This is a genomic window from Mucilaginibacter gossypii, from assembly GCF_017569325.2.
In the GTDB taxonomy this organism is placed as follows: domain Bacteria; phylum Bacteroidota; class Bacteroidia; order Sphingobacteriales; family Sphingobacteriaceae; genus Mucilaginibacter; species Mucilaginibacter gossypii.
In genome coordinates, this window is record NZ_CP071878.2 from 1,897,698 (window position 1) to 1,910,445 (window position 12,748).

A 12,748-nucleotide genomic window follows, 5' to 3' on the forward strand; every position below is an offset into this window, starting at 1 on the left:
TTTTCCTGCAGTGCTTATGGAACCTGCAGGTTACTAACGCGCAAAATGTTGATAAGCGGATACAAAAGCCCGGAGCTACGCAACTACAGGACAATATAAAAGCAGCGATAAAAAAAGGTTATGCTGCCAGTGTATTGATGTGGGAATATGACACTTTACAGTATAGCCGGATGAGTGCACAGTTTAGTGGTGTTGTAGTCTCGAAAGGAGGAGAGATCTTAAGCGCAGCACATGTGGTAATGCCCGGCAAAACCTATCAGGTAATGTTTCCCGATGGAAAAATGTGCCTGGCCCGTGGTTTGGGCCGTATTACTATTCCCCCAACATTTATGCTGCCGGATGCTGCCATGCTCAAAATAATCCAAAAAGGGGATTGGCCGTTTGTCGAAATGGGCTGTTATTCGGATGTCAAAATCAACCAGCCATGTATTAGCATTGCTTACCCGGAAAGCCTGGAACAACGCAAGCCCGATGTAAGATTTGGACATATCACCAATTTAAATAACAGGTATGGTTTTATGGAATCAACTTGCGTGATGGAGCCAGGAGATTCAGGCGGCCCCCTGTTTGATCTCTCTGGCCGTTTGATCGGAATCCATAGCGGCATCGAACAGTCGGAGGATGTTAATTATGAAATCCCCGTAGATACCTATCGTAAATATTATACAGCACTAACCCGTTTAGAGAATTATACTTCCCTGCCTTTGGATACAAATGTAGTTTCAAAAAATCAGCCGGCCAATAATTTTCCGGTAGCTGAAAATCCAGATAAGTATTTTAAAAGTGTGAACAAGCGTTTTAAAACAACTTGTGTAAATATTAAGAGTGTTATTGATGGTAAGGAACAGATTATAGCAGGGACCATTTTTTCTTTAGATGATGTCAATGTAAAAACCGCTTTCAAAAATTCAGATATCATTTTGACTAAAAGTTCAATGATTGGCGAGGAACCTTTTATTACATTATCGAGCGGCAAGACTGTTAAGGCAAATATTATCAGACGAGACAGAATTAATGACCTTGTGATGTTATTGCCCGTTTCAAAGTTAGGGAAGGAAGGTATCAGGCTTGGAATGTTATTGGCAGATACACTTAGTAATAACGATTTGGGTAGTTTTTTGATCTCTCTTCGCGCTGATTCTCCGTATTGTAGTAGTGTTTTGGGAAGCGTTGGCGTAAGCTTGCCAAAAAAAACCAGCTACGGCTATTTGGGAGCTGTTGCCCGGCAAAAGGGACAGGCGTTATTATTTACTTTTATTCAGCCCAACAGCGCGGCTGAGGCTGTCGGACTAATAACCGGCGATGAGCTTTTAGCAATTGATGACAAAACTGTAAATGACGAACTGGATATGTTTAAAGCCCTTCAAAAATTCCGCGCCGGAGATACTACTTTAATAACAATCAATCACAAGGGAGAAAAGTTAATAAAAAAAGTCGCCCTAAAATATCCACCCCAAAAAATTACCAATCATCCGGCCGACCACTTCATAGGGGGGAAAAGCATTCGAAAAGATGGGTTTGGGAATGTATTTGTTCATGATGCAAGAATAAAACCGTGGGAGTGCGGAGGGGCCGTATTTGATATCACCGGAAAGTTTTTGGGCATTAATATAGCAAGATTGAGCAGAACAAGCACAATTACGATACCAGCCGTCGCAGTAAATCAATTTATAGTAACTGCCATTAACGACAGCAAAGAGGGTAATTAATTATCCGTACAAGAGTCCATTCGCATTGCTGCAGGTTCTTTCGGCCTACTTTAGATCTTGCTAACTCATTCAGAACCGTTGCTTTCGGATAACCAAATCTGGTTCGGAAGATGAACCGTACAGAGCAGGAAATTGAAAGCCTATTTAGCATTTTCGATCAGCTTCATTGCTTCTGTAATATCCTTTGAAGCCGTTATGTCATTTGTCTTATCCCGTGCTTCTTTAACCGCTTTTAAATATTTGATAATATATGGAGCTGCACCGTCTTTTTTGTAGGTTATTCCCATATACTTGAGCTCGGCAATTCCTTGTCGAACATATTCCGGATTCTTCAAGCTTTCTATCATTCTGGAGAATTTTTCGGTCAGATGAATTTGTTCCTGCAAGGTTCCGCTAACATAACGCTGATAAACATAAGGCCATTTGGCATCTCCTCCACTTGCTGCGTACACCCTGACAATTGCTTGCGTCAAGTCGCCTATATTATCATCCTCAAATCTGGCCGCAAATTTCAGGGCGGCAACGGGATCGACCTCATTGATTCCAATAAGCCCCGCCGCGTCAACCTGGTAGGAAGGACTCGATAGGGCTTTTTTAAAAATCTCCATATACTTAAGGTTTTTTAAGCTGCCGAGTATTCTTAATGCATAAGCTTTCACTAAAGTGTTGTCATCATTTTTTGCCAGTTCCATTACTCGCGGCAGAGTGGTGTATTTTAGGTCTTTATCCAGAGTCATAAAGTCTTTTTTATCGTTAGCCAACATTTCCAGGGCTTTGAGGCGTAAACCAGAGAATTTGTCGTTTAATGCGGCAAAGATTACTTTTTGAGCGCCTTTATCCCCTTGATTATTTCCAGAGACTTCAAGGGCTTCGTACCGGTCGAGATATAAAGGGGCGTTGAAGTACTGGAAAACAAATTGCTCCAAAGTTTTGTGATCAGTTTTTTGAGCCACCAGTACTTTATCCGCGTCAACATTGACCAGGTTTGGCTTGGCAATCAATTTAAGGGAAAGGGTGTCAACCTTTGCATTCAGCCAAATTTTATGGCGTTCTGTTTTGCCGTTAATGTAAAGGTCAATTGCTATTGGCAGTTTAAAAACTTGCCCATCTTGTTTCTGAGCGATGTAAACATATTCTGTTTTAGCGGTTTCATCCCAGTGGTAGCTGATGTCCAAAACCGGGTGCCCGGCATTATAGTACCATTGGTTGAAAAACCAGTTCAGGTCAAGTCCGCAGCCCTGTTCCATGGCCAGCCGTAACTGCTGTGCTTCGGCACTTTTAAAAGAGTTTGATGTCAGGTAAATATTCAGTCCCCTATAAAAAGCCTTATTGCCAAGGTAATTACGAAGCATGTTGAGGATACGTCCACCTTTTTGATAGGTTACCCCATTAAAGGCATCATGTATAGCCTGGTAATGAAAGTTGACCAGGGGTATTTTAGCGTTGTCAGGATTGCTAAGATAGCCCTGTAATCCGTTATGTAAATGTTCGTCAGCGGCATCTTTCCCATATTTATGTTCCAGCCACAGAATCTCTCCGAGGTCGGCAAATGATTCATTTAAAGTTATATTGCTCCAGCTTTCGCAAGTCACATAGTCACCAAACCATTGATGGAATAATTCATGCTCCACACCCGAACTGTAATATTGATCCAATAATTCGCGCCGGGTGCTTTGACTGCCGAAAACATTGGCTGTTGTGTTTTCCATGGCACCGCTGACGTAATCGCGCACCACAATGGCGGCATATTTATTCCAAGGGTAGTCAACGCCGGTAATTTTTGAGAAGAAACTTATGGCCTCCGGCACATCTCCAAACATATCCCTTGCATAAGAAGCATATTGGGGTTCAATATAATAGTTCACTTCTTTACCGTGCCAATGATCATGGTAAATTTTAAAATCACCTACTGCCATCATAAACAAATAGGGGGAATTGGGCAATTCCATTTTCCAGGTGTCGGTACGTGTACCGTCGTTGTTTTTCTTTTGCGAGGCGAGCCTGCCGTTGGATAGCGTGACATATTTAGCCTGTACGGTCATGCTGATCTCGGAAGTAGTCTTTTGATTAGGCTTATCGATTGTGGGAAACCAGCCGGAGGAGCTTTCTGGTTCCCCTTCGGTCCAGATCTCAATCGGCTTATTCTTTTCGGTACCATCCGGGTTGATAAAATATAATCCTTTCTCATTGTTGCGAAGCCCTTTGCGTTCATTAGGTTTAGCGGTGTAATTAATAAAAACGGTATAGGTCTCAGAACTATTATAAGTCCTGTTGAGCCTGATCACCAAGCTAAGGCTATCGTAAGTAAACTTCAGCGGACTTAACTTGCCACCTGCCAGAATGCCTGTAGTGTGGATATCCATCCATTTCGCATCGAGCCTCAACGAATCAGTTGGATAAAAATGAGGCTTTATAGTAACCCATTCTTTACCATATAAATAGCGCTTTTTATAGTCAAAGCGTACATATAGTTTGGTATGGACCAAATCATTTACCCTCGCCGGGCTTTGACGATAATTGTTTTCCTGGGCTAATGAGCAGTGTACTATTGCCAGCAAAAAAACTCCGGATAATAAAAGGATATAGTATATTTTCATGTCCTACTGAATAATTAGGGTCAATATACTATATTTATAGTACTATTTATAACATAGTACTATAAATTTTAATTATCGGTTTTTGTCATCCCTCACCTTATCGCTCTTCTTTTTGATATGAATCGATGGTAATTTTGAGCATTTGATATAAAAACAAAAAGCCTGCAAATCATTTGATTTGCAGGCTTTTTAATATTAAAATCAGCGGAGAGTTAGGGAACAATGACGTATTTAACATCCGCTATAAATCAATGTTTTATGTTCTTATCCAATCAAAGGTCACCTAATAGATCACCAGTAAATAATCAAATCGCTTGTACTTATTAAACAAAGATAACTATTTTAAAATATAAAAACTGCAGACCTAACACAAAGGAATTAAAAGACGCGCTGGTCGCTAACGCGCATCGGAAGCCGTGCCGGTTCGACTCCGGTTTAGGGTACTATTTTAGGCAAGTTGTCAACTTCATTAGCAACTTTTTTTATGCAAATTTATTCAAGGGCCAGTTTCTCTTTAAGTTGTAGCTAATAAAATTTATGGTTGACTTTTTGTAAGAGTGAATTTTTTGAGTATATCGACGGCGAAATTAATCTCCTTTTCATCTACAGATGCAAATCCGAAACGAATTGCATCATAGCTTAAGCCTTGATCTTTGAAATGAGCCTTCCCTGAAAATTGCAATCCTAAAGCAGGAGCCCTATTAATAATATTGGCAAGCTGATAGTTCTCCTTAAACTTGAGCCAAAGCGCCATACCTCCCTGCGGTTTGGTAAATTCCACCAGATGACTCAATTCACAACCAATGAGATCTGCCGCATAATTACACCGGTGGCTGTACAGTTTGTTGGCTTTCATGATAAACCTGGAGAACTCACCACTTTGCATAAGCGACGCAATTATTTCTTCCATTAACACATCGCCCCTTAAATCGATCAAGATTTTTAATTTTATAGCGCTATGTAAAAAATCTGGAGTTGATATAATATAGCCAATTCTGAAGTTAGATCCCAGCACTTTCGTCAGTGACCCTATATAGATCACATGGCCATCATGCGCTCCGCTCGCTAGTGGCAAATACGGACTGTATTGATATTGGAAATCGTAATCATAGTCGTCCTCAATAACACTCAATTTGTGCTTTTTTATTAGTTCAAGCAATTTGGTACGACGCGCTGAGCTAAGCGTAACTGTTGTTGGGTGATGATGGTGAGGGATGATATAAAACAGTCTGATATCATGATGCAATATAGCCTCTTCAATTGCATCAACATCGGCGCCATCGTTATCTACGTGAATAGTAATCAGTCGCGCCCCCAATTGCCTGAAAATCGCGTCTGCAAAAAAATAACTTGGCGAGGTCACCAAAACCTTATCGCCCGGTTTAATGATCAGTGAGCTGGCAATGTAAATCGCCATTTGTGCACCACGGGTAACCATTAAATTTTCGGGTCCGATATTAAGTCCGCGGGTGTCATTAAGGAATAATGTCAAAGCTTCTTTAAAGATCTGGCTGCCGTCAATGTTCCAGCTTGTCGAAGCTTTTTTAAGAGTCTCCTGCATAAGCAGCCGCTTGTATTCATTGGCCACGCGCTCAACTGGGAAGATGTTGACATCCGGGAAGCCGTCGTTGATGATAACCTTAAAGTCAGCAGTTGTTTTGGTCAGTGAAGGCACGTGATCCAGCGTATCGAATGTGATGGATGTTTTAGCTGGGTAATTTGTTCTGGCTTTTTTTCCGTAACTGCGCGGTTTCAAAATGGGTAAAGATTCAGATACCCGGTATTCTTTTCTTTCCTCGCTTATGATCCAATCTTCGACGATCAGCTCGTTATATGCTGCCATGATGGTTTTCCGGTGCAGGCCCAGGTCTGTTGCAAGCAGACGGGCGCTGGGTAGGGGCATGGCAGGCAGCAGTATGCCTTTTTGAATTAAGAGTACCAACTGTGACGCAATCTGTTTGAACACGGCTTCAGTACTGCGTCTATCGATCTTGAGCAACGTTTTATAGGGAAGCATAAGTAAATAAGACAAGATTTTTCATGGCAATGCTAAATGGCGCTGGTCACTCTGATTACAAAAGACTGGTACCTTAAGCGATGGCCGCACTTTTTTAAGTTTGTAGAACAAAGATATCATATTCAAAAAGGATCATTATAAGATGATTTATCGCAAATATCAAAATGAAAAACTTACTCGTCATTAATGCCAGTCCGAGAGGTGAACGATCTGTCACCAGGCGGCTTACTAATTTATTTGCAACCAGGTGGATATTGGCTCATCCGGATTACATCATTCATCTCCGAGAGGTTGGGCAGGCAACTATACCGCATGTTACCGAACTGTGGATCTCGGCAGCCTTCAAACCGGCTGAATCAAGGACTGAAGCTGAGATCAACGAACTGAAACTGAGTGATCAGTACATCGCCGAAATTAAAGCTGCTGATGTAATTGTGTTAGGGGCGCCAATGTTCAACTGGTCTATCCCGAGCGGCTTAAAGGCCTATTTAGACCAGGTGATCAGGGCGAACGAAACGGTTAAAATGCGGCCTGATGATCCGCGAAATCCTTACCGCGGTCTGTTGAGCGATAAGAAGGTTTACCTGCTTTTTAGCAGGGGAAATGCCGGCTATGAAAAAGGCGAATATTATGCGCACATGAATTTCCAGACGGATTACCTCAGAACGGTTTTCAGGATCATGGGGCTTACCGATGTACAGGAGATTGCTTTAAATGGAAGCGCATTCGATAAAACGATATATGAACAATCTGCCCGGGCAGTTCATGATCAAATAGCCGAAATTACTTCAGTTATCTTTTAAAACCTTTTTCTCTATGCGTGTATCCGGGATAAACCAGATACACGCAACAATGGCATATAGTATACAAGCCGGTACCGGCAGCCACCAGGCCATAACAATCGCGATCACATAGATCAGTAGTGAAAGCTTACCTTTCCGATCGGAACCCAGCGCCTGCGCCAATTCGGACTCTACGCCTCCCTGCCTGGCTAATATTCGGGCCAGTATCACGTAAGCGCCCCCGCACATCAGCAGTAAAAATCCATAAGCCGCTACCGGTACCCGCGCGAAATGATTGGCTGCCATCCATTCGGTGCCGAAAGGAATGAGCGACAGCCAAAAAAGTAAAAACAGATTGGCCCATAACGCGCTGCCATTTATGGAACTGACCAGGTAATGCATGTGATGATGGTTATTCCAGTAAATACCCACGTAAACAAAGCTTAGGATATAACTCAGAAAAAAAGGTGTAAGCGGAATAAGCGCATTCAACTCATGACCATGCGCCGGCACTTTAAACTCCAGTACCATGATCGTGATGATGATTGCAAACACACCATGGCTAAAGGCCTCCATGCGTCCCTTTCTCATCATTAACCGCTGGCTTTGGCAAAATGATTACAAGCCAGGTAATATCCTTTGTTCAGGTATAACCTGTGCGCTGTATGCAGCATATAGCCGCTATCCAGGTGAACGCTTTTGATCCCTGTGTTGGCAGCATAGTGTGCAACAAAATCCAGTAGTGCGCCTGCATATCCACGGCCGCGGCACTCAGGGAAAGTGAAAAGGACATCTACGTAGATCATCGGTCATGTACGTAACAGGTTTAATTTCCGGTAGCTGATAAATGCGCAGGCCCTGGTACTCACCTCATTTGGGATGTATACCAGTTCAAATTCTTTCTGGTTAATCATTCCCAAAACCTGATTCACCACTGTTTCGGGGTCCAGGTTCGGCCTGAATTCGAGGATCGCCTCTTTACAAAACTCAATATCTGCTTTTGTAATTATCTTTTTGCATTCCATAATTGTTGATGCTAAAATGTGATTTTATTATAGGTGGCTTTTTTGGATATAGCTATCCACACTCCATTTATGATGATCGAGGGCTGAGAGCACCAATGCAGCACCCGTAAAAACAAATACCGGGTAGTTGAACGGAGCTTTTATGCTTACGAATATGGCCATGCATAAGCCAAAACATAGTGTGAGAACGGCGGCGCCTATACCAGTTTCTTTGATCCGGTAGCCAACAATTAGCGATATGCCAAACACAAATTCGCCGAGTGTCGCAATAATGCCCGTCACATTGGCAACCTGCCGATTGGCAAATGGAATAAGCGTGTTTGTATAATCAATAAAGTGTTTCCAGTCTCCCCAGGTAGCACCGGAGCCGGGAGGCCCCAAAAGCCTAATCTGTCTAATACAGGTATTAAAAAGCCAATTCCAAGGGCTGATCGTAACAGGAGTTGGCCTATTGCCGCGACATTTTTCATTTGATTTTGAATAAAGATCAAAGTTAACGCGATACTATTTTAGTCTAAGGTGCCAGTTATGGTATTTGAAAGGGGCCAGCTTTAAAGCCCCCGATTATTTATTGCAAATTTTATTTTGGCGAAAAAGGCATCAGGGCCTTTTTCCATATATGAATAGCTTCAGCCATTTCTTTTTCATCCAATGAACTATACCCCATACGTATGAAGTCACGGGGTTTGGAAACATGCGGTTCAAAGAAATAATTACGCCCATCACTCATCCTTAGCCCTAACTTTGCTGCATTCCTGGCAACAGCGCCGGCGCTTATGCCATCCCTATAAGAAGCCCATATGGCCAGTCCGCCATTCGGCTTATCAAATGTCAAGTATTCTCCCAGGTGCTCAGAAAGTAGCAGGCAGGTATTTTCCAGTCGTTTCTGGTAAATTTTATGAGATCTTTTAATGTGCCGGGAAATATCGCCGGCTATCAGCAGTTCGGCTGTGGCTTCTTCAAGCAACTGTTCGCCCTGCCGGTCAATCAGGCGGCGGATAGCAGCAGCTTCGTTTATAACAGCGTCTGGTGCAACCATGAAACCAATGCGAATACCCGGGGCAATGCTTTTACAGAATGAGCCTACATATATAATATGTGCACCCGGATCTACACTGGCCAAAGGAAACAGTGGGTCACTGGCAAAGTGGTAGTCAAAATCATAGTCATCTTCCAATAATGTAAATCCGTACTTCGAGGCAAGGTTCATGAGCCGCATGCGTCGCTCCGCACTCAAGGTTACGGTAGTTGGCCTGTGATGGTGCGGAATAAAATAGATTAACCTGGGTACTTTTTGTTTACACAATTCTTCGATCCGGTCTATATCCATGCCTTCCTTATCAACAGGTATAAATACCAGGTTGGCGCCTGTGAGTTTAAAGGTTTGGTTCGCGTCGAAATAACCCGGTTCCGGTACAAATACCGTGTCGCCCGGATTGATAAGCAACTGGCTTGCTAAATAGATGGCCATCTGTGTCCCTTTGGTGATCAGAATCTCTTTTTCCGTTATCTGCAATCCCCTGGTCCGGTCTAAATATTTAGCCAGTTCAACTCGCAGGCGAAAGGAGCCGTACTCCGGGCCATACATCAAAAATTTATTGGCAAAACGCCCTTTCCCCAGCCGCCGGTACTCTCTCACCAGCTCTTCAATGGGCGCGATCCTTGGGTCGGGAAAGCCGTCGTCAAATTTATACTGCGGCTTACCGGTTCCAGGTAGGCTGAATTTTCCGTCCTGATCATCTACCGTAGCATAGTTGAATGGTTGCCTGGTCATCAATGAATAGCCAGCCTCCCTGGTGCGTGCCAATTTTTCATTGTCTTTGGAAACCTTGCGCACAGCTATTTCCGGTAGCTGGCTGGAAACATAAACACCGCTTCTGTCCTTTGTTTCTACCCAGCCCTGGGCATTTAGCTCCTCGTAGGTAGCCACCACTGTTTTCCGGTTGAATCCAAGACGCTCCGCAAGTACACGGGAAGAGGGGAGCGCCTGTCCCGGTTTCAGAACGCCGCGGCAAATTAGTTGAATAATTTCCGACTCCAATTGCTGGTATAAAGAACCTCGCTGGCCGTCTTTGTGGAAAGTGATTTCAAGTAATTTCTCTATCATAACTGGACCCTTATCTATTTTGATTTTGGCCCACTAAGGTAACCAAATTGACATCTAATTTTGTATCAACATTAGCAAATTTTAACACATGAACACTGAAATCACGACCAATCCGGTCATTGAAACCATTTTAAGCCGGAGCGCAGCTAAATACTACGACACCACGGCTACCCTGAGTGATGATGAGATCCGCGAACTGGTGCAAATTGGCACTACCGCGCCAACATCCTTTCATTTACAAAACTGGCGCTTTATTGCCGTGCGCACCGCCGAAGCCAAAGCCAGGCTACGGCCAATTGCCTGGAACCAGCCTGCTATTACTGATGCAGCCGTTACATTCATTGTGATTGGCCAGTTGGTTGATACCAGCGTAATCCCAAACCGCCTTGCACCATTGGTAGCCGCCGGCGTTATGCCCGAAAGCATGGTGCCCGAATGGGAAATCCCGGCGCGCGATCTTTATATGCCTTATCCGCAGCGCAGGCGCGATGAAGCGATACGTACAGCCACCTTCGGCGCTGCCGCTATTATATACGCTGCTCGCGCACTTGGTTACGGTTCTACGCCAATGATTGGGTTTGATTTTGACGCCGTAGCCAGCGAGTTTGGATTGGCTGAGGACGAAATACCGATGATGTTATTATCCGTTGGCCCAGAGCGTGCCGGTAACTGAAAGCAAAAGCCCCGCCGCCCTCTTGAAGAAGTGCTTGACTTAGTTTAATTGTTATTTAAAAACTGTAAATAAAGACCCTACAATGCCCAGAATTGAAGCGCTTAAGCCGGAACAGGTACCGGCAGATTCAAAACCAACGCTTGACGTGTTTACAAAAAACATTGGGTTTACGCCCAATATGATGGCCACTTTTGCTGCAAGCCCCGTTGCATTCAACGCATGGGCTGCACTATTCAGCGTAATGACCAAGGCGCTGGATGTAAAGACACGCGACAGCATTGGCCTTGCGGTATCCGAAGTGAATGGCTGTAATTACTGCCTCACTGTTCACAGCTATATAGCTAAACACATGGCCAAATTGGAAGATGATGAGATAATCCTTGCCCGAAAAGGTCACGCTATAGACCCCAAGCGCGATGCAGCCGTCCAGTTTGCAAAAAAACTGATTGAGGCCCGCGGCAAAGTTAGCGATGCTGATCTGGTGGCCGTACGGGGCGCCGGCTACACCGATGCCAATATCCTGGAGATCGCTGGCCTGGTGGCCATGTATTCACTGACAAACTTTATTAATAACGTTTCGGATCCTGAGAAAGACTTTCCATCGGTGACACCTGCTGGATCGATCTGATCCTTAGGTTAGAAATCTCCGGGGAAAACCCCAAAAGTTGACTTCCTGAAAAATAGACTGCCGGCATAAAATAATCCGGCAGTCCTGTTCCGGATGTTTGAAGATAACTATCAGCCCTAAATCTTATAAAATAGAAATAGTAACTTATTATAATACCACTCTATCCGGGTGGTGTTTATTGAACAACAAAAAGGAGTTGTATTATGAAAGCAATTGTTGTAACAAATGAAAATGCGGGATTATCGGGAATGAAACTCGTAGAGTTGCCCGAACCGTCGGCTGCGATCAATGATGTCATTGTGCAGGTTTATTCGGCCAGTATTACCGGCGACGAACTGTCTTGGCCATCGACCTGGACTGATCGTAAAGGAGCGGACAGGACGCCATCGATTCCCGGACACGAGTTGGCCGGAGTAGTAACAGCGCTGGGCTATGGCACCACAGGCCTATCCGTAGGCCAGCGGGTATTTGGCCTTCAGGACTGGTATCGCAATGGTTCCCTGGCAGAATACGTGGCCATTGAGGCGCGCAATCTTGCACCGCTACCGGACGATATTGACTTCAACGACGGCAATGTGCTTGTGATGCCAGGTTTGACAGCATGGCAGGCACTTTTTGATCATGGGCAACTACAAGCAGGCCAACGGGTTCTTATTCATGGAGCTGCAGGTATTGTTGGCTCTATGGCCGTTCAGTTTGCGCGTGAGGCCGGCGCGTACGTTATCGGTACCGGGAGGGCAGCTCACCGAGATGCTGCACTTGAATTTGGTGTAAACGAGTTCATCGATTTGGATGGTAATGAACTGGAAAATATCGATAAGGTCGATTTAGTGTTTGATGTCCTTGGTGGCGATGTTGCGAAGCGTTCTCTTGGTGTAATTCGTAAGGGGGGAAGATTTGTATCTATTACCGGTTGGAACGAGGAACAAGCTGACGGAGTACAGAATATCGACTTCGTAGTTGAAGCTGATCGATCCCAATTGACTGAGATTGCAAAAAGATTCCGTGAGGGACGTTTAAAGACAAACAGCGGGAGCATTGTAACGCTCGACAACGCGATTGCCGCCTACAACTCGAGCGACCGGCCTAAAGGTAAAACGATTGTTCGCGTTGGTGCATAGGGATTGGGTAGGTAAATATTAAAATACTTCAAATCATAGAGATGGATGTTTGCTGTCTCTATGATTTTCTTCAATTTTTTTAGATGCTA

At 44.1% G+C, this 12,748-nt stretch carries 12 protein-coding genes; 5 read left to right on the forward strand and 7 right to left on the reverse strand.

Annotated features, from left to right (window positions below; genetic code table 11):
• Positions 1-239 precede the first annotated feature (239 nt).
• Positions 240-1,709 (forward strand): trypsin-like peptidase domain-containing protein, encoded by a 1,470-nt coding sequence (locus J3L18_RS08010; RefSeq protein WP_243771484.1) that lies wholly within the window; start codon positions 240-242, stop codon positions 1,707-1,709.
• 140 nt (positions 1,710-1,849) lie between these two features.
• On the opposite strand, the gene J3L18_RS08015 is transcribed toward J3L18_RS08010, so the two are convergent.
• Both J3L18_RS08015 and J3L18_RS08020 read right to left on the reverse strand, forming a co-directional pair.
• Entirely contained in the window at positions 1,850-4,306 is a 2,457-nt protein-coding gene (locus tag J3L18_RS08015) for a M1 family metallopeptidase (protein WP_129570082.1), read from the reverse strand.
• 535 nt (positions 4,307-4,841) lie between these two features.
• Positions 4,842-6,323, reverse strand: a complete 1,482-nt coding sequence (locus tag J3L18_RS08020; protein WP_129570083.1) for an aminotransferase-like domain-containing protein — start codon at positions 6,321-6,323, stop codon at positions 4,842-4,844.
• Positions 6,324-6,487: 164 nt separating this feature from the next.
• Here J3L18_RS08020 and J3L18_RS08025 point away from each other — a divergent pair, with 164 nt between their 5' ends.
• Positions 6,488-7,126, forward strand: coding sequence for an FMN-dependent NADH-azoreductase (locus tag J3L18_RS08025; protein ID WP_129570084.1), 639 nt, complete (start codon positions 6,488-6,490; stop codon positions 7,124-7,126).
• On the opposite strand, the gene J3L18_RS08030 is transcribed toward J3L18_RS08025, so the two are convergent.
• From J3L18_RS08030 to pdxR, 5 genes are all read right to left on the reverse strand, one after another.
• Positions 7,112-7,699 (reverse strand): TMEM175 family protein, encoded by a 588-nt coding sequence (locus J3L18_RS08030; protein WP_223266193.1) that lies wholly within the window; start codon positions 7,697-7,699, stop codon positions 7,112-7,114. The two genes, J3L18_RS08025 and J3L18_RS08030, sit on opposite strands and share 15 nt — an antisense overlap.
• Positions 7,699-7,911: a GNAT family N-acetyltransferase gene (locus J3L18_RS08035; protein ID WP_129570085.1), complete on the reverse strand. Its 213-nt coding sequence runs from the start codon at positions 7,909-7,911 to the stop codon at positions 7,699-7,701. The genes J3L18_RS08030 and J3L18_RS08035 overlap by 1 nt, the downstream gene beginning before the upstream one ends.
• 3 nt (positions 7,912-7,914) lie before the next feature.
• Positions 7,915-8,130 (reverse strand): hypothetical protein, encoded by a 216-nt coding sequence (locus J3L18_RS08040; protein WP_129570086.1) that lies wholly within the window; start codon positions 8,128-8,130, stop codon positions 7,915-7,917.
• 27 nt (positions 8,131-8,157) lie between these two features.
• A complete protein-coding gene (locus J3L18_RS08045; protein ID WP_129570087.1) occupies positions 8,158-8,511 on the reverse strand; it encodes a DoxX family protein in 354 nt (117 codons plus the stop codon).
• 199 nt (positions 8,512-8,710) lie between these two features.
• Positions 8,711-10,237 carry a MocR-like pyridoxine biosynthesis transcription factor PdxR gene (gene pdxR / locus J3L18_RS08050; RefSeq protein ID WP_129570088.1) on the reverse strand — a complete coding sequence of 509 codons (1,527 nt, stop codon included), beginning with the start codon at positions 10,235-10,237 and terminating at the stop codon, positions 8,711-8,713.
• Between the two features lie 88 nt (positions 10,238-10,325).
• Between pdxR and J3L18_RS08055 the strand changes: the two genes are divergently transcribed.
• The 3 genes from J3L18_RS08055 (at position 10,326) to J3L18_RS08065 (ending at position 12,659) form a co-directional block, all read left to right on the forward strand.
• On the forward strand, positions 10,326-10,910 hold the full coding sequence (locus tag J3L18_RS08055; protein ID WP_129570089.1) for a nitroreductase family protein: 585 nt from the start codon (positions 10,326-10,328) through the stop codon (positions 10,908-10,910).
• A gap of 82 nt (positions 10,911-10,992) precedes the next feature.
• Positions 10,993-11,538 (forward strand): carboxymuconolactone decarboxylase family protein, encoded by a 546-nt coding sequence (locus J3L18_RS08060; protein WP_129570090.1) that lies wholly within the window; start codon positions 10,993-10,995, stop codon positions 11,536-11,538.
• A 203-nt stretch (positions 11,539-11,741) separates the two neighbouring features.
• A complete protein-coding gene (locus tag J3L18_RS08065) occupies positions 11,742-12,659 on the forward strand; it encodes an NADP-dependent oxidoreductase (RefSeq protein WP_129570091.1) in 918 nt (305 codons plus the stop codon).
• Positions 12,660-12,748 lie beyond the last annotated feature (89 nt).

Coding starts and splice junctions, on each gene's coding strand:
- J3L18_RS08055 (WP_129570089.1), top strand. CDS start 10,326: ATGAACACTGAAATCACGACCAATCCGGTCATTGAAACCATTTTAAGC.
- J3L18_RS08040 (WP_129570086.1), bottom strand. CDS start 8,130: ATGGAATGCAAAAAGATAATTACAAAAGCAGATATTGAGTTTTGTAAA.
- pdxR (WP_129570088.1), bottom strand. CDS start 10,237: ATGATAGAGAAATTACTTGAAATCACTTTCCACAAAGACGGCCAGCGA.
- J3L18_RS08035 (WP_129570085.1), bottom strand. CDS start 7,911: ATGATCTACGTAGATGTCCTTTTCACTTTCCCTGAGTGCCGCGGCCGT.
- J3L18_RS08065 (WP_129570091.1), top strand. CDS start 11,742: ATGAAAGCAATTGTTGTAACAAATGAAAATGCGGGATTATCGGGAATG.
- J3L18_RS08010 (WP_243771484.1), top strand. CDS start 240: ATGCCCGGCAAAACCTATCAGGTAATGTTTCCCGATGGAAAAATGTGC.
- J3L18_RS08015 (WP_129570082.1), bottom strand. CDS start 4,306: ATGAAAATATACTATATCCTTTTATTATCCGGAGTTTTTTTGCTGGCA.
- J3L18_RS08025 (WP_129570084.1), top strand. CDS start 6,488: ATGAAAAACTTACTCGTCATTAATGCCAGTCCGAGAGGTGAACGATCT.
- J3L18_RS08060 (WP_129570090.1), top strand. CDS start 10,993: ATGCCCAGAATTGAAGCGCTTAAGCCGGAACAGGTACCGGCAGATTCA.
- J3L18_RS08030 (WP_223266193.1), bottom strand. CDS start 7,699: ATGATGAGAAAGGGACGCATGGAGGCCTTTAGCCATGGTGTGTTTGCA.
- J3L18_RS08020 (WP_129570083.1), bottom strand. CDS start 6,323: ATGCTTCCCTATAAAACGTTGCTCAAGATCGATAGACGCAGTACTGAA.